The sequence below is a fragment of the Thermobifida fusca YX genome (assembly GCF_000012405.1).
Classification (GTDB): domain Bacteria; phylum Actinomycetota; class Actinomycetes; order Streptosporangiales; family Streptosporangiaceae; genus Thermobifida; species Thermobifida fusca.
The window spans coordinates 2738488-2763264 of sequence record NC_007333.1; the positions used below are offsets into that span (position 1 = coordinate 2738488).

Genomic DNA, 24777 nt, shown 5'->3' on the forward strand with positions numbered 1-24777 from the left:
ACGTGCTGCAAGACGGGCGGTCTCGCCGCCGACCCCGGAGTTATCCACAGGTTCCTGGTGAGGGCTGTTGCCGCAGGGCTGGGCTTCCTAGGGTGACTTTCGCCGCGTCACCCACCGGGTGGTTCTCCTTGCCTACGCGGCACGCATCTCGACTGTCCGGGGAGGCTGAGATGGACGTTCGGGAACTGGTGTGGGCGGTCCGTGGGGCGCCTCTGGTGCTGCGGATCCAAGAATTCTTGGGGTGGTTGGGCGACCAGCGGCGCCTGTCGCGCATTCCGCTTCCCGCACCTCAAGGGCACCGCCGCTACACGTACGTGAGCCTGGGCTCGTGGGTGCGGGTCCGGGACGAATCCCGGCGGCGCAGCGTACCTTCGCTGGGCGAGGAAGCCGCGCTGCTGGACCTCTTAGTCACCGCTCGGATGCTGGAAGTGGTGGTGGACCAGCGGGAACGGATCCCTGGCGAGGTGGTGCGGGAGCATGCGTGGGTCCTGCCTGGACCGGCCTATCCGCTCCTGCCCGACGATGCCGCACGGGTGTGGCGGGCGGGGGTGGAGCTGCTTCCGCTGCTGTGGGAGCACTCTGTTTCCCACGCTCCGGCGGGCTGTCCGCTTCCCGCGCAGTGGCTGGACCGGCTGGACGCCGCCGAGGGAGGCATGCTCCCCCGCCGCATTCTCTGCGGTGAGAAGCGGCAGGGTGACGCTGCAGCCGCGACTCGGTTGCTGGAGTCGCTGAGCCTGGTGCGTTTCCGCTACGACCTGGACCTGGGCGAGTGCTGTGTGCTCACCCCGCTGGGACGGCATGCGGCGACGCTGCTGCGCCGTGTCGGGGTTGTGGCGGAATCACAGGACGCCCTGCCCGAGGTGGCGTCGAGCTGACCGTAAATGCTGCACCTCCTCCGGGTGCTCCCGTATCCGCGGGCACCCGGAGGAAAGCCCCTCGGTTCCCACGCTGGGAGGATGTCGAGCAAGCCAGCGGCAGCCGGGTCGGCGCGGATGCGTTCCACGAGCACTGGCGGGGAGGCCTGGCCATCACCGGTTTCGGGTGCAGTTCTCCGCACGGCGGGCCCGCTCGGGCCCGGGGTTCGCGGTGCGGTTCTGTGTCGGGTCGGGCTTTCTGGTGGGTGTTGAGCGGTATAAGTCTTTCCGGAGCACTGCGCTCACGGAACTTGCGCGGGTGAGAAATCCCCTCCCCTGTGGATAGGGGAAAGAGTCAATATGCTCCGTTCCGGTCAGCGGGCTGGTGAGGACCCGAGCAGAGTACGGGACCGTACGCGGCGGGTCTTGGGCCATGCTCTAATTCCGTCTATCGAGCCGCGTTGGGAGCCTTCTTTGGAATACCGCATCACCGCCGAGCTGACACTTCCTGTCGGTGCGACCGGGCTCGACGGCCTCCAGCAGCAGGGAGCCGCCGCGCTGCTCTCCGAGTGGCTTGACCGAGTGGCGACGGTGGAGGGTCCTGAAGGAGTGGAGATCACCCCCTACGACCACCGGTTGAAAGTCAGTTCCACCGGGGCGGTGGTCGAACTGCTGGTGGACGCTCCCGCGTTGAGTTTCGCGGAGAACGGCGCGGAAGCTCTGCTCCACGAGATCCTGGAACGCACCGAGCTGCTCGCCGACTGGCAAGTGGGCAAGTGCGAAGTCACGGTCAGCGACGCCGAACTCGCCGAAGCTTTGGAGGGGCGGCCCGAGGAGGAGCCGGTGGCTACCAGGGTCGGTCTGCCGATTGAGGATGTCACCGCGCAGCGCCGCCGCCTCCTGGCCCTCAGTTCCCGGTTGCGTGCGTTCGAGCTCGAATCCTTCGGTCCCCCCACCGAGGATCCGGACAGCCGGTTCCTCGCCGCGGGCGCTCTCATCGATCGGGCGTCCGTGCTGACTGAGGAGCTGCTCCTGGACATCATGACGTTGGACGAGGAGGCGGAGTCCCTCGACAAGGACGAGGCGCACTGGACGGCTGACGACTCCGAAGGCCTGTTCGTTCTCCACGACCTCCCGGTCCGCTATCGGCACCACTACGACCTCAGCTTCGCGAAGAAGTTCCTCATCACCGCGTCCGTGGTCTACTCCCGGTTGACCGCTTCGCCGTGGGTGCCCCCCGCGTCCACTGCTGAGTCGTTGGCGCTGTATTTGCTCGTGGAGAACGCTAAAGAACTGCTGGTGTCGTTTGCCGCGGTGGATCCGGACGAGGTCACCGCGATGTTCGCGGTGTTCGAAAGCCACGCCTACCGACACCACGACCATGAATGGCTCTACCTGGAGGACTTGGACACCGCGGACCCGGAGGACTCTGCTGCCGACCCTTTGGGGTTCCTCGCGCAGGACGCCCACTCCTGGTTCGTCCCGTATCCGGACGTGGAGAACCCTGCTCTGCACCCCTATGTGATCGAGGACGACGACTGATCCGGTCCGCGACATCGCGCGGGTGAGGCCCGGGTCTGGGCGCGACCGAAAATACGGGGCGGTTTCGGCCGCGGCGCGGGGTGGGGCTTGCAGCGGTGCGGCGGTCTGCTGCGGGAGACGGACGGCCGCCCACACCGGGTGGGCACCGGGTGTGAGCAGCGCTCCTTGTGGTGTGGGACGGCCGGTATCGGGAAGCGGACGTGCAGGGCAGTCTGCGGGTTTGCGCGGCGTTCGGCGGGCAGCACACCTCGGACTCCGCGGTTATGGACAGTCCATAACTGTGTTTGAGGTCACTAGAGCGCCGTGCAAACCCGCAGGTCGCACTCCGCCCGCGAAAAATCTTCGGACATACATTCGAAAATCCTGGAATTAACCGCTCTGACCTGGTGTTTTACCAAGGTAAGAGGCCGTGTTCCCGCTCCCGTTTTCTCATGCTTCGCGGTGGTTTGCCGAAATTCCCCGAAGCGCAGATTCCCAGAAGAAGCGGTGGCCGCCCGTCTTCTCCTCACGCGATGTCCCACGTCAAACACGGTGACCGGAGGGAAACAGCCCGTGCCGCAACTCGCGATCGCCCCGACGTTCCTCAACGACTTCTCCCGCTTGGACAGCGGGGTCCAGCACACGGTCCTGACCGCGGTGCGGTCCTACCTGGCCGGTGACAGCGGGCGCCTGCAGGCTGTCACGGACGCCTCCGACCCGCGAGTGCGGGTACTGCAGATCAGCCCGGACTGGTCCGGTATCGTCGCCCCCTCCCAGGAAGGCTCCTACTGCCTGGTGGGGGTCCGCCGCCACGACGAAGCAATCTCCTATGCCCGCACCTACCGGGCTCCTGGCGGTCTGGAACTGGACCTCGTGGAAATGCCTGCGCCGCCCGAGCCCGCCGAGGCCGCGGCTCCGGTGCGCGGCCCCGCAGACCTGGCCGACGCTCTCGCACTGCCTTTCGCGGAGTGGCGGCTGAGCCTCGACCCGGACCACCAGCGCCTGGCCACCGCACATTTCGCCGGTTCGGCCCAGGTCACCGGCGGCCCCGGCACGGGGAAGACCGTGCTCGCCCTGCACCGTGCCGCGTACCTGGCTGAGCGGGACGCGGTGGAGTATGGCCCGGCAGCCCGGCCGAGCGTGCTGCTCACCACGGGAAGCCGCACCCTCGCGCAGACGCTCAGCGCCCAGTTGGACCGGTTGGTGTCCGCTCCGGATGTACGCCGCCGGATCGAGGTCGTCACCGTGGACAGCCTGGCCCGCGGGGTGCTGAGCGAGAGCACGGGCATCCCGCCGGAGATCCTCAGCGATGAGGAGCTCGCGGAGCGGTGGCGCACCGCAGCGCGGATCGACGGCCTGCCGTTCTCCGGCCGTTTCCTCGTCGACGAATGGCAGCAGGTGATCCTGGCCCAGGACCTCACCTCGCTGGCCGACTACATCCGCTGCGAGCGCAACGGACGGATGCTGCACCTGGCACCTGAGTTCCGGCCCCACGTCTGGGAGGCGATCCAGCGGTACACCGGGGCCATGCGCGCCGCAGGGGAATGGTCCTATCCCCAGGTGGCGCACGAAGCAGCACGGGCGCTGCGCACCCAAGGGCCGCGTTACCGGCACATCGTCGTCACCGAATCCCAAGACCTGCACCCGGCGCACTGGCGGCTGCTGCGCGCCGCGGTCCCCGAGGGGCCCGACGACCTGTTCCTCCTCGGTGATCCGGCGCAGCGGCTCGTCGACACCCGGGTCTCGCTGGCGTCGCTGGGCATCAATGTCCGAGGCCGCGGCCACCGGCTGCGGACCAGCTACCGGGTCAGCCAGGAGATCCTCGACTGGGCACTGCCGATTTTGGGCCGCAGCACAGGCCCGGCCGCCGAAGGGTACGCCTCCGTGCTGCACGGACCCGAACCGGTGGTGCAGGGCTGCGCGAGCCGCGCGGAGGAGTGGACCGCGCTGAGCGAGTGGCTCCAGGCGCAGTTGGCGGCGGGCGCCCAGCCCGAGTCGATCGCGGTCGCCGGACGCAACCAGTGGGTGGTGCGCATCATCACGAAAGAACTCCATGCGAACGGGATCGCGACCGCCCCGCTGAACTCTTCCGCCGACGTGGATGCGGTGCGGGTGGGCACGCTGCACGGGCTGAAGGGGCAGGAGTTCCGTTACGTGGCCCTGGTGGGGCTGAGCGAACCGCTGCTGCCGCCCAAGGCCGCCATCAGCGCCGCCGAAGGGGACCCGGTGGCCATGGAGCAGGTCTACCAGGAGGAACGCCACCTGCTCTTCACGGCGTGCACGCGCGCCCGGGACGCCCTGTACGTCTCCTACGTGGGAGCGCCCAGCCAGTTGCTCCCGGAGTCGGTGCACCTGGCCCGTTGAGGGCGCGGGCGGCCTGCCTGGCGGTTCCCGCTGGGCAGGCCCGCCTGCCCGCCGGCCGCAGCCTGGTGAGGCGGGCTCCGAATGCCGCGCTGGGCATCACGACCCGGCGCGGACTTCGATGTTGTCCACGGTGAGCACGTTGCTGTGCGCGACTGGGCGGGACACGTCGACGTCGGTGACGATCATGAAGGGCAAGAGCAGCGGGGGCGGAAAGTCAGGGGTGAAGACCAGGGGGATGCCGAGGATCCGCACTTTCATGCGGGTGACGTACATGACGACATCGCCCTGCATGGTCATGTCGGGCAGGTCGATAGAGACCTTCTCCTCCCCGTCCATCCACCACAGCACGGCGTTGTCGAAGTCGGCGCGGCTCATCCCGAGTTTGAGGTAGCGGTCCGTGCCGGCGGACGTGGGGTATTCCACGACTCCGGCAAAGTAGGAGCCGCTCATGATGATGCGGTCCGCGGTGAGGCCGCTGGTGGTTGGGGAGGCGGGGAAGCGGTCGTCGGCTTGCAGCGTCTGGACCTCGGGGAGGTCTCCGGTCTCTGCGGCGTGCTGGCAGGCTTCGACCGCGTCAAGGAATTCTTCTTCGGTGACCTCCTCGTCGACGGGGCCAGTCCGGATCTCGCATTCGGTGTCGGGTTCGGACTCTTCGTCGTCCGTCTCCTCGTCGTCCTCGCCGTCGGCCGCTTCGTCGCCGGGCTCGGGGTTCTCCGGGTCTTCCTCGGCGGGCTCTGTGCCCGGTTCCGGCGGGTCTGCTGGCTGCGCCGAGGGGGCGGGGGTTGGCGTTCCGGGGGTGTCTTGCGGCTCGCTTTGTTCGTTTCCTCCGCGGTTGAACCATTGGTCCCACGGCCACCACCAGTCGGCGGGGGCGGAGGCGAGGACGAGGGTGAGGGCGAGCGGGGCGGCGACGAGCGCGTGTGTGGTGCTGCCGCGCTGCCCGCCGCGGTCGGGCGTGGTGGTGTCGGGTTCGCGGTCTTCGTCGTGGTCTTCGTCGTCGGCTGGTTCTGTCTCTGCGGTAGGAGAGGACTCCGCGGGGGCTGTCTCGGTGTCGGTCCGGTCGCGCTGGCGGCGTTTGGGGGGACGGTGGGGCTCCCACGCGAAGATGAGTGCACCGCCGATGATGCCGAGCAGCATGCCGATGACGAAGCCGCCGAAATTGGAGGTGAGGAAGGAGGCCAGGGAGAGGAGGACCGCCACGATGCCGTAGAAGGCGCGTTGCGCGGGGTGCAGCCAAGCCAGGACACCGAGTGCGACCAGCGCGGCTCCGATGAGGTAGCCGGAGATTCCCGCGATTCCCTGGTAGACGAGGAACGGCAGGGGGGCGAGGGGCGCCGCTACGATCTCGGCCCCGGCGAGGATCGTCAGGAGTCCTCCCCACAGCGGTCGGGAGCGGCGCCACCTTGCGAACGGCCCCACCGCGCGGTGGGAGGTCCGTGCATGCTGAGTCATCGGATCAGAAGCATTCGTGGGTGCCGGGCTTCACGTTGAGTTTGAGTCCAGACAGCCGCAGGGTTCCGGAGCTGACCGCCCAGGAGACCATGGTGAGGTCGTTGATGGTCACGGTGTCGGATTGCAGGGCGAAGGCTCCGGAGTCGCCTTGGGGACCGGACACCTTGTTCAGGGTGCTGGCGTCGTGGCCGATCTCGATAGCGGAGAAGTGGGCGTTGCCGTTGAGCTGTTCGACGTCGACGACCATGTTGGTCGCGGTGACGGGGGTTTTCTCCCCGGCGCGGATGAGGAGTGTCGCTTTTCCGATGGGCAGGTCGAGCAGTGCCGACATGCACATGTCGGAGAGTTCGGCTTCTTCGATGATGGAGAGTCCTACTGGGCGGGAGGTCTTGTCGACCGAGGTTGCGACGTCCCCGTACTGGGCGAACCCGGTGCCTTCCAGGTGGGATGCGGAGATCTTGAAGTTGTCTCCGGACACCGCGAAGGAGGCGGCGAGCAGTCCTTGGGTGGTGGCCGCGCCAAGGACCCCCGCTGCGACTAGTCCGGGCAGGGCGACGTAGGCGAATTTGCGCCACGCAGTGCCGCCGTTGGGGGATTCGGTGAGAGTCTCGTCGGCCATGGGCTTCCTCCTGGTCCCGTGCTCGACGTGGGGGGTGGCGTGGGGTGGGAGGTTGGGGGCTTGTGCCCGCCTCCGCTTGGTGTGTTACATAGACCACATCTACTGGTCAGTAGGGTCGAACATTACAATAGCCAATGTCACATTGCCAAGTGTCTTAGTTCACATTACAGACACGTGAGCGTGTGACAACCACCCCTCCACCCGACCGCCAGGGGGCACTTGATGACCCACGAGCAGCACTCCACCCTTCCCACCGGGGACGACGACCGGTTCGACTACGACGTCATCGTCGTCGGTTCAGGATTCGGCGGCTCAGTCAGCGCGCTGCGCCTTACCGAGAAGGGCTACCGGGTCGGAGTCCTCGAGGCCGGACGCCGCTTCACCCCCGAGACCCTGCCGAAGAACTCCTGGGACCTGCGCAACTTCCTCTGGGCGCCTCGGCTGGGGTTCTTCGGCATCCAGCGCATCCACCTGCTGCGCGACGTCATGATCCTGGCTGGGGCCGGGGTCGGCGGCGGCTCCCTCAACTACGCCAACACCCTCTACGAACCACTGGACGACTTCTACAACGACCCGCAGTGGCGGGACATCACCGACTGGCGAGAAGAACTCGCCCCCTTCTACGACCAAGCCAAACGCATGCTCGGGGTGCGGACCAACCCCACCGTCACCCCTGCGGACGTCCACCTGCGCCACGCCGCCGAGGCCATGGGGGTCGGCTCCACCTTCCACCTCGCCCCGGTCGGCGTCTTCTTTGGCGACGGCAAGGACGGGGCGGCCACCCAACCGGTCTCCCCCGGCGAAGCCTGCCGCGACCCCTACTTCGGGGGTGCCGGCCCGACCCGGCGCGCCTGCCTGGAGTGCGGGGAGTGCATGACCGGTTGTCGGCACGGCGCAAAAAACATGCTCACCGAGAACTACCTGTACTTCGCGGAGCGCCATGGCGCCGTCATCCACCCCATGACCACCGTGGTAGCGATCCGCGAACGCCCTGCCTCCCTCGGCGGCGGCTATGCGGTCGACACCGTAGCCACCGGTGCTTTCCGCACCCGGCGCGCCACCCGCACGTTCACCGCCCGCTACATCGTGCTCGCTGCTGGCACCTACGGCACGCAGCGCCTCCTGCACGCCATGCGCGACTCCGGGCTCCTGCCCCGCATCTCCCCCAAGCTCGGCACGCTCACCCGCACCAATTCCGAAGCCCTCGTCGGCGCGATGACCAAGGCGATACGCCCGCCCCAGGACTTCACGCAGGGCGTGGCGATCACCTCCTCCATGCACCCTGACGCGCACACGCACATCGAGCCGGTCCGCTACGGCAAAGGCTCCAACGCGATGGGGCTGCTCACCACCATGCAAGTCCCCGGCGGGGGACGCATCCCCCGCTGGCTGCGCTTCCTCGGCGTAATCGCCGCCCACCCCTACCTCTTCATGCGCAGCCTGTCCGTGCGCCGCTGGTCGCAGCGGACCATCATCGGCCTGGTCATGCAGTCCCTGGACAACTCGCTGACCACCTACACCCGGCGGGGACTGTTCGGCCGGCGGGTGCTGACCTCTCGGCAGGGCCACGGCGCTCCCAACCCCACGTGGATCCCGGTGGCCCAGCAGTTCGCCGCCCAGATCGCCAAACAGATCGACGGCTACCCGGGCAGTTGCGTCAGCGAAATCTTCGACATCCCGTTGACCGCGCACTTCCTGGGCGGCTGCCCGATCGGCGCCTCCCCCGAGGAAGGTGTAATCGACCCCTACCACCGGCTCTACGGCCATCCCGGCATCCACGTGGTGGACGGGTCAGCCGTCACCGCCAATCTGGGCGTCAACCCGTCGTTGACGATCACCGCCCAAGCGGAACGCGCCATGGCGATGTGGCCCAACAAGGGGGAGCCTGACCCGCGGCCCGCTCCGGGCTCCCCCTACCAGCGGGTGGAGCCGGTCTACCCGGTCCGTCCAGCAGTGCCGGCAGGCGCCTACGCGGAGCTGCGGTTCACCCGCCGCATTGCGCTCCCCTTGGACGTGAGCCGACCGCAGCGCACCCCGGGAGGCACCGGCACGGACACGGTCAGGCGGACCGATGCTCCGCCCGCTCCTTGAGGTGGTCGATGATCTGCGCGAAGTGATCACCCAGCGTCTCGTGCATGTGCCGGGACATGGCCTGGGCGAGGATCGCGTCGACCGCGATCTGCGCGAGAGGGCGGACACGGCGGATCACGTCGGCGACCTTGCCCAGGTCCTCGCTGTGGATGATCCCTTCCGGGGCGTAGGTAGCGATGATGTGCTCCGAAACCTGCCGGTTGAGTGCTTCCGCGGCAGCGTCGATCCGGTCGCGGAGTTCTTGGGCGAGGTCCAGGACCGCGTCGAGGGACATGCCGATTTCGACGAGCTCCGCACCAGCGTGGAGCAGGCGCGGGCTGGGCACGCGGTACCGTTTCCCTTCCGGTTCGAGCAGGCCGAGTTCAACCGCCCGGGCCACCCGCTCAGGGGTGACCTGGTCGCCGAAGAGGTCGGTGAGCTCCTCCAGGGTCATGTAGCCGGGGATTTCGTCGGACCAGGGGTCGCCCACCGCGGATTCGAACCCGAGCACTTCGGACAGGTTGCCGCCCCGCTCCCATACGCTGACTAGTTCGGCGATGTTGGCGAAGGTATAGCCGCGTTTGAGGAGTTGACCGATGAGTCGCAGCCGGGCGAGGTGGACCTCGGTATAAATCCCTACCCGTCCTTCCCGGCGCGGCGGGGAGAGCAGTCCGCGGTCCTGGTAGACGCGGACGTTGCGGACGGTGGTGTTCGCCAGCCGGGCCAGCTCGTCGATGCGGTATTCGGCCATGCCCCCACTCTAGGGAGTCCGCGCGTTCGGCTCCGATGCGCAGGGCGTTTCGGCACTGACGCCGGGTGGCGCTTCCCGGGTTGACCAGCCGCCTTTTTACCCCATTGAATTGTGACAATAGTCATTGTAACGTTCATCGTAGGAAACATGGGGTGTCCGCGCTCCACCCTGTGCGACCCCTGGGGACGGTTCCGTCCCCAGGAACCCACCGGCTCCACCACTTCCGGAGGAGAACCGCGATGACCGCACCCGCCAAGGCCATCACTGACCGCGAGGACATCGCCCAACGGCTCCTGCGTTCCTCGGCTAAAGCCTCCTTCGACCCGCTCGTCGAAATCGACTGGGACGCCCCCATCGACCCCGACCGCTACGCCATCCGCCCCGAACGGGTCTCGCTGTACGGCACCGAACTGTGGGAGCAGCTCAGCGAAGCCCAGCGCAAAGAACTGAGCAGGCACGAGACCGCCAGCATCGCCAGCATCGGCATCTGGTTCGAAACGATCCTGATGCAGATGCTCGTCCGCCACGCCTACGACCGCGACCCCACCAGCAACCACATCCAGTACGCCTACACCGAGATCGGCGACGAATGCCGCCACTCGGTGATGTTCGCCAAGATGGTGGGCAAGCTCGGTGCCCGCTACTACCGTGTGGACGGCCTCACCCAGTTCCTCGGCCGGGTCTTCAAAACCATCTCCAACACGCCTCTGACCTTCAGCGCCGCACTGTACGTCGAAGAGATCCTCGACCAGCTCCAGCGCGAGACCATGGTGGACGAAGAACTCGAACCGCTGGTCCGCGCTGTCTCCCGGATCCACGTGGTGGAAGAAGCCCGGCACATGCGCTACGCGCGCGAAGAGTTCCTGCGCTCCTGGCAGCACCGCAGCTGGCTGTCCAAGGCCTACAGCCGCCTGGTCCTCGGCCTGGTGGTCTACTTCGCCACCACGCGGCTCATCCACCCGGACTGCTACGCAGCAGTAGGACTCGACCCGAAGGCCGCCCGCCGCGCCGCGCGCCGCAACCCCCACTGGCGCAAGAGCCTGACCTGGATGGCCAGCAAGGCCGTGGCGACTTTCGCTGAGGCAGGAATGATCCAAGGGCCCGCGAAGAAGCTGTGGCGCCGGGCCGGAGTACTGGAGGAGACCGCATGAGCGGAATGGGCGACGACGAAGAGGAATACCACGGCACCGTCACCGCTGTCTTCGACGAGACCGAAGTCACCGTCACCGCGCACCTCGCCGGGCACTTCGACCCGCTCAGCGGAGAGTACCGGTGGACCGGACGGCTCGTCGCCGATCCGGAGCTGGACCGGCTCTTCCGCCAGGGCCAGCGCGCAGTCCTGCTGCGCACCCCGGAAGGCTATGCGGGCAAAGGAGAGCTCGTTGAAGTCAACGTCTGGGGCGGCTACCGGGTGCGGGGACGCGGCCGACCCCCCTTCGCGGTCCCTGAACTCAGCGCTGAAGAGATCTGACCCTCTGGTCCCACCCGCCAGCGGTGGGGCGCCGGGACCACCGCCGACGCCCCACCGCCCCTGTCGTCCCCAGGCAGGAGCGGCGCACCGGCGCTGCACACCGCAGCCGTCCTCCTCGTCGTTCTCCACGCCCGGATGCCCTGCGCCGCTGTCCCGCTGACAGCCGCCGTGCACGGCCGGACGGCTCCGGTTCGACTTGCCCGATGCAGGCTAGGCGCCCGCCGTGAACGGGAAATGCTCCACCACTTCCGCGCGGACCGTCCGCAGCCGGGTCTGCACAGCCCGGCGGAGCCGCCCCAGGCAGTCGGCGATTGCGGAACTGTCGCCCACCAACCCGCTCTTCGCGATCAGCGGGACACCGTCCAGCACTCCCCCGCCAAGCACACCGTGCACGGTCAGCGGGAGCATCTCCCCACCGATGTCGAAAGTCTGAACCCCCAGCACATCCAGCACGGCCGAAGTGAGATCGCCGCCGGCGATCAACATCCCGCTCGGACGTCCCAGCGCCCCGTCCTGCTCGTGCGCATCGGTCACCGCCGTGGCGATCACTTCCGCCAGCCGCTCCGGAATCAGGCGGCGCTGTGGCAGCGGCAACGCTGCGATCTCCGCCGCGGTCGCCCGCAACCGGAACACCACCACGTCGGGGAAGGCGTGGCTGGCCAGCGCATCAGCCAGGGTGTGGGCAAGCTTCTCCCGGCTGTCCTCGCGCTCCACGTCCTCGGGGGCGGCATCGACCCAGCGCACCGGTCCGGAGCGCACGACCGCGTCGAGCTGCCGCGCGGTCAGCTCGGTGACGCTGCCTACCGCGGCCAACAGCGGCCCGGCGGTGATGCCTTCGCCGTGCAAGTGCAGGGCCTCGGCCAACAGCACGCCGAACGGTCCCGGGTCAGCGGCCAGCCACACGATGCCGTGCTCCCGGTGCGCCCGGGCAGCCGCCTCGGCTAGTTCCGCCAGGTAGGTGGTGGTGTCGGCGTCGCACAGCACCACCGGTTCATCTCCGGCGGCGAGCTCTGCTGTCAACAGCTCCGGGGTGACCTGGCGCACCGGGATACGGCGGACCCGCAGCGAGCTCTGCTGCGCCACCACTTCGGCGACATCGGCAGCAGCGGTGGGGCTGAGCGGGTCGAGTGCCGCCTCGGTGCGGTCCACCGGGGTGCCGTCCAGCAACTGTACTCCGTCGACGGTCGTCCGGCCCGCGGCGGGGAAAGCGGGAACCACGATGACGCGCAGCCGGGTCTGCGGCGGACAGCGCTCCCGGACTTCCGTCCACGCGGCTTCGACTTCCGCGCCGAGGTTGCCGCGCAAGGTGGTGTCGATCCGCTTGATCACCAAGCCCACCGGCCATACCGCTTCGACGACGTCGGCGACGAGGTCGGTGGCCTGGTGGGGCGGCATGTGCCGGCTGTCGAGGTTGGCAACGATCACGTCGTGGTCTTCGGCCACCCGGGCGACCTGCTCGGGGGCGACCATGGTCACGCGCTGTCCGGCACGCGCAAAACGCGCAGCGGTCGCAGCCGCGCCGATGAGATCGTCTGCGATGACGAGTACCTGTGCCACTTCACCATTTTCTCGTGCACCACCGCTGGATCACGCGTCTGATCCGGCGGTGCTCCTGTTCTCTGCTGCGCCTGCTGCCTGCAGGCCTGCGCCTCTCAAGTCCACGATGGCCCTCTGGTCCGCTTCCGCGGTCCGGTGGTGGCGGGGTGCGATGGCCGCTACCGCGGTCCGCGGCCACCGGTGCTGTCAGGGCAGGCAGGCGGGGACGGCTCCGGCGGCCTGTCCCGGCTCAGTCGCACGCACCCCAATGATCAGCAATGCTCCCCTCATCGCCTCTTCTGCCTGATACGACGGGCTCAGCGCAGCCGCAGGACGCACAGACGAGGGACAGCCGCACCCCACTCACGGCATATCGCCTGATATCTCCGCTACCTCCCGTTTTATCCTTCTGCCTAAGCCCACAAGGCTCAAGAAAGGGAAGCCTCCGGTGTTTGCCAAGTTTTGTTCACTTATAGCGATCACACCGCTAATCTCCGGCGACCGCGGCAATCCGTTCCTAACTGGAACGCTTTCCACGTGACAAAACCGTTACGGCAGGCATCGGCCAAATGTGTGGACTTTCACGGACAGAACTACTTGCATCGGATGTCTATGGAGCAGGTCACACGATGACCGGGCGGTACTGGAGGTACATGAATGCCCAAGTTCCCTGATCCGCGCGTCACAATCGCCGCGACACTCTCCCTCGTGCTGCTGACCGGAGGCTGCGCCTACCTGTCCGGTGGCGGAGGGTCGGCGGGGGCCGACCCGGACTCGCCGGAATGCGAACCCTACAAGCAGTGGCAGGACATCGGCGGCACCGTCTCGATCTACGCTTCCATCCGGGACGTCGAGGCCGAACGGCTGGAACGTGCCTGGCAGAAGTTCGTCGACTGCACCGGAATCAAGATCCAGTACGAGGGCAGTGGTGAGTTCGAAGCCCAAGTCCAGGTGAAAGTGGACGGCGGCAACGCGCCCGACATTGCTTTCTTCCCCCAGCCCGGTCTGCTTGAGCGCTTCGCCAAGTCCGGTGACCTGGTCGCGGCCCCCGAGAGCGTCCAGAAGCTGGCCGAAGAAGGCTGGAGTGAGGACTGGCTGGACTACGCCACGTTCGACGGCGAGTTGTACGGCACCCCGCTGGGCGCCAACTTCAAGTCCTTCGTCTGGTACTCGCCCACGTTCTTCTCCGAGAACGGGTACGAAGTCCCACAGACCTGGGACGAGCTGATCGAACTTAGCGACACCATCGCTGACGACGGAGTGAAGCCCTGGTGCGTCGGCTTCGAATCCGGTGACGCCACGGGCTGGCCCGGCACCGACTGGATCGAAAACGTCGTCCTGCGGGAAAACGGCCCCGACGTCTACGACCAGTGGGTCAACCACGACATCCCGTTCAACGACTCCAAGATCGCGGACGCGTTCGACCGGGCCGACACCATTCTGCGGAACCCTGACTACGTCAACGGCGGCTTCGGCAACGTGCAGAGCATCGCCATCACCTCGTTCCAGGAAGGCGGCCTGCCCATCCTGGACGGCCAGTGCGCCATGTACCTCATGGGCTCTTTCTACTCCGCCCAGTGGCCGGAAGGCACCGAGGTCGCCGAGGACGGCGATGTGTACGCGTTCAACCTGCCGCCGATCAACCCGGATCAGGGCACCCCGGTCATGGGCGGTGGCGAATTCGTCGGCGCGTTCAGCGACCGTCCCGAGGTGGTCGCGGTCCGCGAGTACCTGGCTACCGCGGAGTTCGCGAACAGCCGGGCCGCGGAAGGCGCCTGGTTCTCCGCACACAAGGGCCTTGACCTCGACCTTCTGGAAGTTCCGACCGACCGTCTGGGCGCGGAGATCCTGCGCGACCCCGAAACCGTGTTCCGCTTCGACGGAAGCGACCTGATGCCGGCTGAAGTGGGAGCCGGAACGTTCTGGCGGGGAATGGTCAACTGGATCAACGGCGAGGACACCGACGCCACGCTCGACTACATCGAGAACTCCTGGTCTTCCTGACACAGTCCGCTGCTTCGGGACCGGCATCTGCCGGTCCCGAACCACCCCGATCGGAAGAGGACGGGAATGGGTTTCTCCCTTGTCGACGAGCTTCCCAAGCTCCTGTGGTTGGTGATCGGTGTCGCGGGCTTCCTGGCTGTCATCGGCGCCCTGCTGCTCCTCGTGGATGCCGGACCCAGAAAGACCAGGACCGAATGGTGGCAGGCCACGCTCTTCCTGGCGCCCGCACTGATCCTGCTGATCCTGGGCCTGGTCTACCCGGTCATCCGTACCACGCTGCTGTCGTTCATGGACAGCAAAGGTGCGGCCTGGGTCGGCCTGGACAACTACATTGCGATGTTCACGCAGCCTGAAATCCTGGTGGTCCTCCGCAACACGTTCCTGTGGGTACTGTTCGGGCCGGTGCTGGCCACCGCGATCGGGCTGTTCTACGCGCTGCTGGTCGACCGCAAACGGTTCGAATCAGTGGCCAAGTCGCTGATCTTCATGCCGATGGCGATCTCGTTCGTCGGCGCGAGCATCATCTGGAAATTCATCTACGCCTACCGTCCCGCGGAAGCCGAGCAGATCGGTCTGCTCAACCAGATCATCGTGTGGTTCGGCGGTGAACCGCGGCTGTGGCTCCTGGACGCCCCGATCAACACGCTGCTGCTGATCGTGGTGCTGATCTGGGTCCAAGCCGGCTTCGCGATGGTCGTGCTCTCCGCCGCAATCAAAGCCATCCCTGACGAGATCATCGAAGCGGCCCGCATCGACGGCACCGGGGTGTGGACCCACTTCTGGAACATCACCCTGCCCTCGGTGTGGCCGACGCTCATGGTCGTGCTGATCACTATCTCGGTGCAGACACTGAAAGTGTTCGACATCGTGCGCACCATGACCGGTGGCCAGTACGAGACGAGCGTCATCGCCAACGAGATGTACGCGCAGGCGTTCCGCTACGACAACCTGGGTATGGGATCGGCGCTTGCGGTGTTCCTGTTCATTCTGGTCATCCCGCTGATCATCCTGCAGATGCGCACCAATCGACGGCTGAGGGAGGAGCAGCGATGAGCACGTCCCCACAGTCCCCGCCCGCCGAGGAAGAAGGGGGCGGCGGCGTGCGCAAGCCCTCCTCGCCTCGCGCGGCGCGTGACGACTACGCCACGCATGTCCCACCGCTGCGGGCGAAGGAGAACCCGGCCCACAGCCGCGAGTCGGCCGCGGCCCGCGTGCGGAAACGCCTGACCAGCACCGCCGCGAGTGCCATCGCGATCATCATCGCTGTCCTGTGGACACTGCCCACCGCCAGCCTGTTCCTCTCCTCCTTCCGTCCCGAGTTGGAGATCAAGACCACTGGCTGGTGGACGATGTTCTCCGACCCGCAGCTCACCTTGAACAACTACCGCGAGGTGTTGTTCTCCCCCGGCCAGGGGCAGCTTGCCAGCTACTTCGTGAACTCTTTCGTCATCACGGTGCCGTCCACGGTATTCGTGGTGGTCCTCGCCGCACTGGCCGCCTACGCCCTGGCCTGGGTCAACTTCCCCGGCCGGGACTGGGTGTTCCTGGGGGTCTTCGCCCTGCAGATCGTGCCCCTGCAAATGGCCCTGGTGCCGTTGCTGCGGTTCTTCTCCCAGGGGGTGACGATCGGCGGATACCAGATCCTGCCCGCCTGGGATCTGCCGGGCGCGTTCGCGTTCACCAACGTGTGGGTGGCCCACACCATCTTCGGCCTGCCGCTGGGGATCTTCCTGCTGCACAACTTCATCTCCCAGCTGCCGACCACCCTCTTTGAGGCGGCCCGGGTGGACGGCGCCGGACACGGCGTGCTGTTCCGCAAGGTGGTGCTCCCGCTCACCGTCCCCGCCCTGGTGTCGCTGGCGATCTTCCAGTTCCTGTGGGTGTGGAACGACCTGCTGGTGGCGCTGATCTTCGCGGGCGGCGACGTGTCCACGGCACCGCTCACGGTCCGGCTCGCGGAACTGGCGGGCACCCGGGGCAACGAGTGGCAGCGGCTCACCGCGGGTGCTTTCGTCTCCATGGTGATTCCGCTGCTCGTGTTCTTCACTTTGCAGCGCTACTTCGTCCGCGGCCTGCTCGCGGGCAGCGTGAAAGGCTGAGCCGTACGGACGTGAGTCCACGGTGCGGCCCCGGCAGGGCTCTTCCCTGGCCGGGGCCGCAGCCGTCAGCGTCTCATTCCCCGCGGTCCACGGCAGGGTTGGTCAGGCGCGGAGCGCGGCGCGAGCCGTGTCCACCAGTGTGGTGCGGTAGGCCGCCCCGAACAGGCACACGTGCACCAGCAGCGGATGCAACTGGTGCAGCGGAATCCGGGCCCGCCAGCCCTCGGCGAGCGGCGCGACCTCGTTGTAGGCGTCGCGGACCCGGTCCAGGTAGGGCAGGCCGAACAGCGCCAGCATGGCGAGGTCTGCTTCCCGGTGGCCACCGTGGGCCGCGGGGTCGATGACGACCGCGCCGTCGTCCTGCCACAGCACGTTGCCGTTCCACAGGTCGCCGTGGATCCGCGCCGGGGGTTCCGGGTCGCCCGCCAGGTGGTCAAGCGCGTCGAGCACTTTCTCCACGAGGCGGACGTCGCCCGGGGTGAGCGCGCCCCGGTCGGCGGCGCGGCGCAAGTAGGGCAGGATCCGCTGCTCGGCGTAGAACTCCGGCCACGTCGAACGCGGGGTGTTGTCCATGGGCAGCGGGCCGATGTAGCCGTCCCAGGTGGCACCGAAGGATTCGGCGCCCGCCAAGTGCATCGCGGCGAGCTGGTGGCCGAACCGTTCCGCTGCTTCGGGAGTGGGCGGCCGCTCGTCCACCCACTCCATGGCGAGGGTGCGGTCGTCCCACCCCGCTACCTGGGGTACCGGGGAGCCGAACGACCGCCCCAACCAGTCCAGGCCTAGCGCCTCGGCACGGAAAAGTCCGTCCAGTGCCGGGGCGTCGTCGGGAAGCGCTTTGACGAAGAGCGGGGTCCCGTCAGCCAGTTCCACGCGGTAGAGATGCCACCGGTGGCTGTGTCCTCGCTCGGCAACGGCGGCAACCTCGCGACCGGTCAGTTCGGTCACTCTGGCAGCGACGGAATTCACCCGTTCCCCTTTCAGCGCGCGCTGAACAGCGCGGTGAGTTCTCCGACGAGCCCTTTCGATGCGGCCTCGATCATGGTGAGCACGGTGATGAAGCCGTCTTCACCTCCGTAGTACGGGTCAGGCACCTCCGGGTTGGGTCCTACACCGGGAGCAAAAGAGCGGAACAGGCGGATCCGGTCCTTGGTCTCCTCGTCCGGGGCGAGCCGGACCAGGTCCGCGAGGTTGTCGGTGTCCATCGCCAGGATCAGGTCCCGCTCCGGGAACCAGGAGGGGGAGAACTGGCGGGCGACATGCCCCGTCGGGTAGCCGTACTTCCGCAGCGTGGAGGCGGCACGCCGGTCCATGTCCGCCCCGACATGCCAGTTGCCGGTACCTGCGCTATCTACCTGGACCCGGTCGGCGAGCCCAGCGCGGGCCAGGTCGGTGAGCAGGATCTTCTCCGCCATCGGAGAACGGCAGATGTTGCCGAGGCACACCACGCAGATGCGGTACGGACCAGAGGGGTTACGGGGTTCGGGCAGGCTCATGGCACCAACCGTAGTCGAGAACCCGGCACTGCGCTCGGCCGTCCCGCATTCCGGGCGCAGCACGGTCCGCCCGCAGCGGCAGCCTCACCGGCTCGGCAGCCGCACCACCGTGACGAAGAAGTCGTCGATCTGCTGGACCACCTTGATGAACTGGTCGAAGTCGACCGGCTTGGTCACATAGGCGTTGGCGTGCAACTGGTAGCTGCGGATGACGTCCTCTTCAGCTTCCGAAGTGGTGAGGACGACGACGGGGATGCGGGCCAGGTCCTCGTCCTGCTTGATCTCTTGCAGGACCTCGCGCCCGTCTTTGCGGGGCAGGTTGAGGTCGAGCAGGACCAGGTGCGGCCGGGGCGCCTGAGCGTACTCGCCCTCACGGCGGAGGAAACGCAAGGCTTCCACCCCGTCAGAGACCACGTGCAGACGGTTGCCGACTTTGTGCTCCGCGAATGCCTCCCGCGTCATGAGGGCATCGCCAGGGTCGTCCTCGACCAGCAGCACCTCGATAGGTTGCACCATGCGGACCTCGTTCAATCCCCCAACCTTCTCATCTGTCGGCGCCAGCGGAGTCCGGTTCGGACCACGCGGTCAGCGGTGATGGCTCTTCGTCGGACTGGTCGTCGTCCTTGTCCGTGTCTACCGGCAGCGACCAGCAGATCCGGGTTCCAGGCTCGTCGGAGTCCACGTCCAGCCAGATGCGTCCGCCGTGGAACTCCACGATCTTCTTGCACATGGCCAGACCGATCCCTGTGCCGCCGTACTTCTCGCGGGTGTGCAGCCGTTGGAAGATCACGAAGATCCGCTCGGCGTACTGCGGCTCGATGCCGATTCCATTATCGGCGCAACAGAACACCCACTCGTTCCCTTCGCGGCGGACACTGATGTGCACCCGGGCCGGATTGTCCCCGCGGAACTTCACGGCATTGCTGATCAGGTTGAAAAAGACCTGGGTGAGCAGGGTCTGATCGCCCTGCACTTCCGGGAGCGGATCCCCGGTGACCACGGCCTCGGCTTCCTCGAGCGCCGGTTCGAGGCTGGCGAGCGCGTCGTTGAGCGCGCTGTTGAGGTCCACGGTGGTGAAGTTCTTGGTCCGCCCCACCCGGGAGAACGCCAGCAGGTCGTTGATGAGGACCTGCATGCGTTTGGCTCCTTCGACCGCGAAGTCGATGTAGGCGTCGGCGCGTTCGTCCAGCTTCCCGTGGTAGCGGCGCTGGAGCAACTGGCAGAAGCTGGCGACCTTGCGCAGCGGCTCCTGGAGGTCGTGGGAGGCGACGTAAGCGAACTGCTCCAGCTCCAGGTTGGAGCGGCGCAGTTCTTCGGTTTGGCGTTCCAGCAGCTCCGACTGTTCTTGGAGGGCGCGCCGCGCGGTGCCGACTTCGTCGAGTTCGTGCACGATGCGCTCCCGCATGGCGTCCACGTTGCAGGCGACCCGTTCGATCTCGGGGGGTGCCTCCACTTCGATGCGGTGCGCGTAGTAGCCGTCCGAGACCTGCTGCAGGTGGCGGCCGAGCTCGTCGAGCGGGCGGAGCACCCAGTGCTGCAGCATCACCCACAGGAAGCCGCACAGCACGATGATGACCACGACCACGAGGGTCAGCAGAGCGGCGAGCTGCTGGGTGGCGGAGTCCAGGTCTTTTTGGGCTTCGTCCAGTTCGACGCTGATGCGCCCCTGGGCGCTGCTGGACGCTTCCCGCAGATAGTTGAAGCGTTCTTCACCGCGTTGGACGTCGGCGTGGGTGAGTTCCTCACCGTTGCGCACCTTGTCCAGGACTGGCTCGGCGAACTCGCTGCTCCAGGACTCCCCGGCAGCGAGCAGGGCTTCGATGTCGGAGTCGATGGCGGGGTTGTCTTGGGCGGCCTTCTCCAACTGGGGGAGGCTCGCCTCCAAGGTACGGCGGCCCTGCTCGTAGGGCTCCAGCGAGTCGAGTGTTCCGGTGGCCGCGTAGCTGCGGATGCCGTTGTCCTGGTTGTAGTAGGCGGCCATGGTCTGGTGCAGAGCGCTCTGTGCGGGAGTGAGCTGCTCTACCTGGCGGACCACCGCCTCGCGTGCTTCCAGCGCGGTGATGATGATGGTGGCGACCGAGGCGATGAGGACAATGCCTACGGAGCACAGCAGTACGATGACGCGCCGACGCAGGGACCAGGGGCGGGTGAGGATGCCGCCCGTGGCCGACGTCTCTCCGCTCCCCGGTGCGGTGTCGGAGTTCACGTGAGTCATTTCCCGTAAGTGATGAGCAGCATGGCAACGTCGTCCTGGAGCGGACCGCCGTTGTGCTGTTCGGCCTCGTCTACGAGACGTTCCGGCAGCTCCCCGATGGGGGTGCCCGAGGCGAGGATGTCTTCGACGATGCGGGCGAGCCCGGTGACGCCGAGCCGGTCGGAGCTGTTGCCGTCGTAGGCGTCTACCAGGCCGTCGGTGTAGAGCATGAGGGTGGAGCCGCGGCAGAAGGAGAACCGCTCCACTTCTGCGGTGACGTCAAACAGCATGCCCAGCGGCGGCCCGGGCTCGGCTCGCACTTCAGTGACGCGCTGGTCGGGGCCAAGGACCAGCGGCGGGGGGTGGCCGAACAGCCGGAGCCGCGCTTCTTCGGTGTCCCGGTCGATGCTGACCTGGCAGAGGGTGGCGTACATCTCGTCTTGGGCGCGTTCGGTGACGAGGATCTTCTCCAGCGCGGTCAGCAACTGGTCTTCCGCGACCCCGCCCATCACCAAGGCGCGCCAGGCGATCCGGAGGTTGACGCCCAGCGCGGCTTCGTCCGGTCCGTGGCCGCTGACGTCGCCCACGATGAGGTGGGTGGTGCCGTCGCGGTCGACTGCGTCGAAGAAGTCGCCGCCGACCAGGGCGCGTTTGCGGCCTGGCCGGTAGAAGGACCGGGGCACCATCCGGGACTCGTCGAGTAACAGTTGCGGGAGGAGGCCTCGTTCCAGGCGCATGTTCTCCCGGGCGTGCAGTTCGGCCTCCCGTAACTGCCGCGCGTTTTCGTCGGCGCGCTGGCGTTCCACCGAATAGCGCAGGCTGCGAGCGAGCAGCGAGCCGTCGACTTGCCCTTTGACCAGGTAGTCCTGGGCTCCGGCAGCGACCGCGGCGATGCCTTCGTGCTCGTCGTCCAGTCCGGTCAGGACGACCACTGCGGCTGATTTCGCGGCGTCAAGGACCTCGCGCAGCAGGTCCATCCCGCGCGCATCAGGCAGGTTGAGGTCCAGAAGCACGCAACCGCGGAAAGAGGCCAGGTGCGGTCGGGCCTCGGCCAATGTGGTGAACCAGGTGATCTTGGCGTTGAGTGCGGTGTCCGCGAGGAACTCCTCGACGAGGAGCTTATCTGCGGGATCGTCCTCGATCAGGAGGATGTCTACTGATTCCACGGCGCCTCGGAGGGGTGCGCTTCGTGTACCTGGGGGTGGGGGCACGTTCGGCGGCCCGTGCCCTGCTTGTCCAATGTCCACATACCGCCTCTACGTCGACTGTCTCTTCAGCACCCGGGAGCAGATCGTGCGGGGTTCGGTGTCATGGCTCCCCTCCACTTCCGACACCGGAGTGCCGAGCGCCTGGCGGGGCGAGCGCACCGGGCGCAGTCGTCCAGCCCGGCTCCGTCCTCCCTCCAGGCTGGCTCGCGAAAGGTTCATGCCAGTCAAACGATAATGGCCCGGCTCTGCACGCCGCCAGCAGTGCAGGCCGGAAACGTCCCCCACCCCGCCTAAGAGCGGTGCGTGGTGAGGTCTGGACCGTTAGTAGGTCGTTCTTCGTGACCAGGATAGCTCCCGGCTCCCCAGCGTACCCGCGCCGCGGGAGTGCGGGTAGCGATGTGGACAATTTCATGACGACATGTCGTCATGAAATATTGTGCTCGTGGACTTTAAACGACATGATGTCATCAAGATTGTCACCTTCCCACCCTCTTTCCTAAAACGGACACAAAGGAAGTAATCCCCATGAGCACGGCACAGGCAACCCAGGAGCGGTCCGACTCCCTCACCTTCTCTGAACGGCTCAAAGCGGGCACCCGGTCCTCCCACGACGCGGCTGAAGCCCACGACTTCTCCCAAGCGCTCGTCTCCGGCACCCTGCCCCGCCACGGCTACGTCGCCCTCGCCGCCCAGCACTACTTCATCTACTCCGCCCTGGAAGAGGTCGCCGAAACCCTCGCCGACCATCCTGTCGGCGGTGCCGTGTACTTCCCGGAACTCCACCGCGTCCCCGCCCTGGAGCGCGACCTCGCCTTCCTGTGCGGCCCGGACTGGCGGGACACGATCACCCCGCTGCCGACCACCCGGGCCTACACCGACCGCATCCGGTGGACCGTCCACTGGCCCGCCGGCTTCATCGCCCACCACTACACCCGCTACCTCGGCGACCTGTCGGGCGGGCAGGTCATCAAGCGCGTCGTCCAACGCGCCTACGGGTTCACCGACGGCGCAGGCTTCGAGTTCTACATCTTCGACCGTCTGGACAGCCTGCCCCGGTTCAAGAAGAACTACCGGGCGGTCCTCGACGCCCTCGACCTGGACGAAGCAGAGCAGACACGGGTCGTCGACGAGGTCCGGCAGGCCTACCAGTTCAACAGCGAACTGATGGCCGAGCTGAACCGCTCCCTGGCGCTGGCCTCATCCAGCGACCTTGGATGACGGCGAACCCCGGCCGGTCAGTGGTGAGGCATGCCACGATAGGGGTATGCCTAAGATCTCGGCCCCCACCATCGCCGCGCACCGCGCCCAAGTGCTCGACCGCATCCTGGACGCGGTGGCCGTGCTCACCCGTGACCAGGGGATCGACGAGATCTCCATGACCGACGTGGCCGCGGTGTCCGGGATCACCCGCACCGCGCTGTACAACTACTTTCCCGACAAGCCCGCGCTGCTCTTGGCGTTCACCGAACGGGTGACCGCCAACTTCGTACAGCGCTGTGCAGAGGAGCTCCCCCAGGACGCTCCCGCGATCCAGCGGCTGGCCGGATTCATCAGCTTCCAACTGGAAGCCATCGTCGAACACCAGCACCCGGCCGCCGCTGAACTCAGCGCCAGTCTGGGACCGCAGGCCTACCAGCAGCTCGCCGACCATGTCGCGCCGATGCAGCATCTGCTCGTGGAGATCTTGCGCCAAGGCACGGAGAACGGGGAATTCGAACCGGTTCCCCTGGAGCACACCGCCAAACTCCTGCTCGCACTCATCGGCTCCCAGCGCCTCCCCCTAGTCCGTGGGGAGATCGCCCTGGACGAGGCGCGCATCCTCGTCACCGAGTTCGCGCTGCGCGCCCTCGGTGTCGACCGGGACCACGCCGCAGCCGCGGCCCGCACCCGTCCGACCGAGCAGGCAAACGACCAGTAGCCTCCGCGTCCCAGCCCTTACGGCAGCACCCGGACAGCAGGCAGCCGCCCTGCGGCACCCCACTGCTCCAGACCGGGCTCCACCCCATCTTCCCCCCGGGCAGAGCCGGCTGGCTGAACGGGACGACCCGCTCCGCGCTGCCGCGTCCCTGGGCGCCTGCCGACTAGCTGCTCGACCGGGCAGCCTTCGGCTGGCAGAGCGCCGCCGCCAGCAACGCGGCCGCGGTCATCCCCGCGGCCGCGGCCCCGATCCGCAGCGCGGTGCGGACCCGCGCCCGGGTTCGCGCCCGCGCCACCGCATACGCCCGCTCCGCTTCGTCGAACCGGCCGGTGCACAGCCCCGGATCCAACTCCAGCTCCCGCCACACCCGCGGCCATGCCCGCAGCTCCCGGACCGGCACCGCACGGGGACGCGGCCCTGCCAGCCGCACTGACCCCGCAGCAGAACGCCGCGGCTTGAGCTGCGCCTGCTGCGGACGCTCTTCCAGCACCACCGGTTCCGGCCCCACGTAGAACAGCGGCCCCGGAGCGTTGTGCAGCAGCTCCGCGAGCAACTGCGCGCAGGCCCGCGCATCCCCCAAAGCGGTGTGCTGCCCGGTCGGCCAGTCTCCCCCGAGCGCGTGGCTGGCCCGGGCCAGCGAATACCGCTCCAAATGCACCTGCGACCGCAGCGTGCGCAGCGTGCACAGGCCGGGCAGCCCATCCGGCAGCCCTGCCGGGACGAACTCGCTGGTCAGAAACGCGTTTTCGAAGTCGAGGTTGTGTCCCACCACGACCGCACCAGAGAACAGCGCGCAAAGCTCCGCCACGAGCTCCGCCGCACGGGGAGCTCCCACCACATCGCCCTGGGCAATACCGTGGAACTCCTGTCCGGTGACCTTGATCCGCGGGTCGACGAGCGTGGTGAACTCCCGGAGCACAGTGCCGTCCCCGCGCATCCGCACCACGGCGATCTCACAGACCCGGGCTCCCCCCTCAGGCCGGAGCCCGGTGGTCTCGACATCGACCACCGCGTACTCCAAGTCCCGCGCGCGGTACCTGCCCCGGCGCCGGCTCAGCGCCCCTATCCGCACAGCCTCGTGGCCCGCGCGCTTCTCGTGCGGCACATCCGTCTCCTCGTCTCGTCTCGCAGCCCGTTTCGCACTCGCTGCGGCGGGCCAGCCCTGACCTTACCTGCGGCCAGAGACGGTCCTGGCCGCTACCTCCCAGCTTCTCCCCCTCCCA

At 67.4% G+C, this 24777-nt stretch carries 21 protein-coding genes; 11 read left to right on the forward strand and 10 right to left on the reverse strand.

Going from position 1 to position 24777, the window contains the following annotated elements:
* Positions 1–170 precede the first annotated feature (170 nt).
* From TFU_RS11540 to TFU_RS11550, 3 genes are all read left to right on the forward strand, one after another.
* Positions 171–875, forward strand: coding sequence for a hypothetical protein (locus tag TFU_RS11540; RefSeq protein ID WP_016189085.1), 705 nt, complete (start codon positions 171–173; stop codon positions 873–875).
* 453 nt (positions 876–1328) lie between these two features.
* A complete protein-coding gene (locus TFU_RS11545; protein WP_016189086.1) occupies positions 1329–2396 on the forward strand; it encodes a hypothetical protein in 1068 nt (355 codons plus the stop codon).
* Between the two features lie 552 nt (positions 2397–2948).
* A complete protein-coding gene (locus TFU_RS11550; RefSeq protein ID WP_016189087.1) occupies positions 2949–4739 on the forward strand; it encodes a UvrD-helicase domain-containing protein in 1791 nt (596 codons plus the stop codon).
* Between the two features lie 96 nt (positions 4740–4835).
* On the opposite strand, the gene TFU_RS11555 is transcribed toward TFU_RS11550, so the two are convergent.
* Together TFU_RS11555 and TFU_RS11560 are read right to left on the reverse strand one after the other, a co-directional pair.
* A complete protein-coding gene (locus TFU_RS11555) occupies positions 4836–6191 on the reverse strand; it encodes a DUF6114 domain-containing protein (RefSeq protein WP_011292753.1) in 1356 nt (451 codons plus the stop codon).
* A gap of 4 nt (positions 6192–6195) precedes the next feature.
* On the reverse strand, positions 6196–6810 hold the full coding sequence (locus tag TFU_RS11560) for a DUF6230 family protein (RefSeq protein WP_011292754.1): 615 nt from the start codon (positions 6808–6810) through the stop codon (positions 6196–6198).
* A 222-nt stretch (positions 6811–7032) separates the two neighbouring features.
* Here TFU_RS11560 and TFU_RS11565 point away from each other — a divergent pair, with 222 nt between their 5' ends.
* Positions 7033–8901 carry a GMC oxidoreductase gene (locus TFU_RS11565; RefSeq protein WP_011292755.1) on the forward strand — a complete coding sequence of 623 codons (1869 nt, stop codon included), beginning with the start codon at positions 7033–7035 and terminating at the stop codon, positions 8899–8901.
* Here TFU_RS11565 and TFU_RS11570 read toward each other — a convergent pair.
* Entirely contained in the window at positions 8870–9631 is a 762-nt protein-coding gene (locus TFU_RS11570; protein WP_011292756.1) for a MerR family transcriptional regulator, read from the reverse strand. The two genes, TFU_RS11565 and TFU_RS11570, sit on opposite strands and share 32 nt — an antisense overlap.
* Positions 9632–9870: 239 nt before the next feature.
* Between TFU_RS11570 and TFU_RS11575 the strand changes: the two genes are divergently transcribed.
* Complete coding sequence (locus TFU_RS11575; protein WP_011292757.1) at positions 9871–10782, forward strand: AurF N-oxygenase family protein; 912 nt, start codon at positions 9871–9873, stop codon at positions 10780–10782.
* A complete protein-coding gene (locus TFU_RS11580) occupies positions 10779–11102 on the forward strand; it encodes a DUF4873 domain-containing protein (RefSeq protein ID WP_011292758.1) in 324 nt (107 codons plus the stop codon). Before TFU_RS11575 ends, TFU_RS11580 begins: the two co-directional genes overlap by 4 nt.
* A 210-nt stretch (positions 11103–11312) precedes the next feature.
* On the opposite strand, the gene TFU_RS11585 is transcribed toward TFU_RS11580, so the two are convergent.
* Entirely contained in the window at positions 11313–12659 is a 1347-nt protein-coding gene (locus TFU_RS11585; RefSeq protein WP_011292759.1) for a four-carbon acid sugar kinase family protein, read from the reverse strand.
* Positions 12660–13295: 636 nt separating this feature from the next.
* Here TFU_RS11585 and TFU_RS11590 point away from each other — a divergent pair.
* The 3 genes from TFU_RS11590 (at position 13296) to TFU_RS11600 (ending at position 16741) form a co-directional block, all read left to right on the forward strand.
* The gene (locus TFU_RS11590) at positions 13296–14642 is read left to right on the forward strand and encodes an ABC transporter substrate-binding protein (RefSeq protein ID WP_011292760.1); all 1347 of its coding nucleotides are present in this window, start codon (positions 13296–13298) and stop codon (positions 14640–14642) included.
* 66 nt (positions 14643–14708) lie between these two features.
* Positions 14709–15695, forward strand: a complete 987-nt coding sequence (locus TFU_RS11595) for a carbohydrate ABC transporter permease (protein WP_011292761.1) — start codon at positions 14709–14711, stop codon at positions 15693–15695.
* Positions 15692–16741, forward strand: a complete 1050-nt coding sequence (locus tag TFU_RS11600; protein WP_011292762.1) for a carbohydrate ABC transporter permease — start codon at positions 15692–15694, stop codon at positions 16739–16741. Before TFU_RS11595 ends, TFU_RS11600 begins: the two co-directional genes overlap by 4 nt.
* A 102-nt stretch (positions 16742–16843) precedes the next feature.
* On the opposite strand, the gene TFU_RS11605 is transcribed toward TFU_RS11600, so the two are convergent.
* The 5 genes from TFU_RS11605 to TFU_RS11625 form a co-directional block, all read right to left on the reverse strand.
* Complete coding sequence (locus TFU_RS11605; RefSeq protein ID WP_011292763.1) at positions 16844–17707, reverse strand: fructosamine kinase family protein; 864 nt, start codon at positions 17705–17707, stop codon at positions 16844–16846.
* An 11-nt stretch (positions 17708–17718) separates the two neighbouring features.
* On the reverse strand, positions 17719–18234 hold the full coding sequence (locus tag TFU_RS11610) for a low molecular weight protein-tyrosine-phosphatase (protein ID WP_011292764.1): 516 nt from the start codon (positions 18232–18234) through the stop codon (positions 17719–17721).
* 84 nt (positions 18235–18318) lie between these two features.
* Positions 18319–18750 (reverse strand): response regulator, encoded by a 432-nt coding sequence (locus TFU_RS11615; protein WP_011292765.1) that lies wholly within the window; start codon positions 18748–18750, stop codon positions 18319–18321.
* 28 nt (positions 18751–18778) lie between these two features.
* A complete protein-coding gene (locus TFU_RS11620) occupies positions 18779–20440 on the reverse strand; it encodes a sensor histidine kinase (protein WP_011292766.1) in 1662 nt (553 codons plus the stop codon).
* A gap of 5 nt (positions 20441–20445) precedes the next feature.
* Positions 20446–21639, reverse strand: coding sequence for a PP2C family protein-serine/threonine phosphatase (locus TFU_RS11625; RefSeq protein WP_049754969.1), 1194 nt, complete (start codon positions 21637–21639; stop codon positions 20446–20448).
* Between the two features lie 522 nt (positions 21640–22161).
* Here TFU_RS11625 and TFU_RS11630 point away from each other — a divergent pair.
* Together TFU_RS11630 and TFU_RS11635 are read left to right on the forward strand one after the other, a co-directional pair.
* Complete coding sequence (locus TFU_RS11630) at positions 22162–22854, forward strand: heme oxygenase (biliverdin-producing) (protein WP_011292768.1); 693 nt, start codon at positions 22162–22164, stop codon at positions 22852–22854.
* 46 nt (positions 22855–22900) lie between these two features.
* A complete protein-coding gene (locus TFU_RS11635) occupies positions 22901–23554 on the forward strand; it encodes a TetR/AcrR family transcriptional regulator (RefSeq protein ID WP_011292769.1) in 654 nt (217 codons plus the stop codon).
* 163 nt (positions 23555–23717) lie between these two features.
* Here TFU_RS11635 and TFU_RS11640 read toward each other — a convergent pair whose 3' ends face one another.
* A complete protein-coding gene (locus TFU_RS11640) occupies positions 23718–24659 on the reverse strand; it encodes a 3'-5' exonuclease (protein WP_011292770.1) in 942 nt (313 codons plus the stop codon).
* Between the last annotated feature and the right edge of the window lie 118 nt (positions 24660–24777).

Bases quoted from the DNA above. Each gene is read 5' to 3' on its own strand.
- TFU_RS11540 (WP_016189085.1), top strand. From the start codon at position 171: ATGGACGTTCGGGAACTGGTGTGGGCGGTCCGTGGGGCGCCTCTGGTG.
- TFU_RS11555 (WP_011292753.1), bottom strand. From the start codon at position 6,191: ATGACTCAGCATGCACGGACCTCCCACCGCGCGGTGGGGCCGTTCGCA.
- TFU_RS11560 (WP_011292754.1), bottom strand. From the start codon at position 6,810: ATGGCCGACGAGACTCTCACCGAATCCCCCAACGGCGGCACTGCGTGG.
- TFU_RS11565 (WP_011292755.1), top strand. From the start codon at position 7,033: ATGACCCACGAGCAGCACTCCACCCTTCCCACCGGGGACGACGACCGG.
- TFU_RS11570 (WP_011292756.1), bottom strand. From the start codon at position 9,631: ATGGCCGAATACCGCATCGACGAGCTGGCCCGGCTGGCGAACACCACC.
- TFU_RS11575 (WP_011292757.1), top strand. From the start codon at position 9,871: ATGACCGCACCCGCCAAGGCCATCACTGACCGCGAGGACATCGCCCAA.
- TFU_RS11580 (WP_011292758.1), top strand. From the start codon at position 10,779: ATGAGCGGAATGGGCGACGACGAAGAGGAATACCACGGCACCGTCACC.
- TFU_RS11590 (WP_011292760.1), top strand. From the start codon at position 13,296: ATGCCCAAGTTCCCTGATCCGCGCGTCACAATCGCCGCGACACTCTCC.
- TFU_RS11595 (WP_011292761.1), top strand. From the start codon at position 14,709: ATGGGTTTCTCCCTTGTCGACGAGCTTCCCAAGCTCCTGTGGTTGGTG.
- TFU_RS11600 (WP_011292762.1), top strand. From the start codon at position 15,692: ATGAGCACGTCCCCACAGTCCCCGCCCGCCGAGGAAGAAGGGGGCGGC.
- TFU_RS11610 (WP_011292764.1), bottom strand. From the start codon at position 18,234: ATGAGCCTGCCCGAACCCCGTAACCCCTCTGGTCCGTACCGCATCTGC.
- TFU_RS11615 (WP_011292765.1), bottom strand. From the start codon at position 18,750: ATGGTGCAACCTATCGAGGTGCTGCTGGTCGAGGACGACCCTGGCGAT.
- TFU_RS11630 (WP_011292768.1), top strand. From the start codon at position 22,162: ATGAGCACGGCACAGGCAACCCAGGAGCGGTCCGACTCCCTCACCTTC.
- TFU_RS11635 (WP_011292769.1), top strand. From the start codon at position 22,901: ATGCCTAAGATCTCGGCCCCCACCATCGCCGCGCACCGCGCCCAAGTG.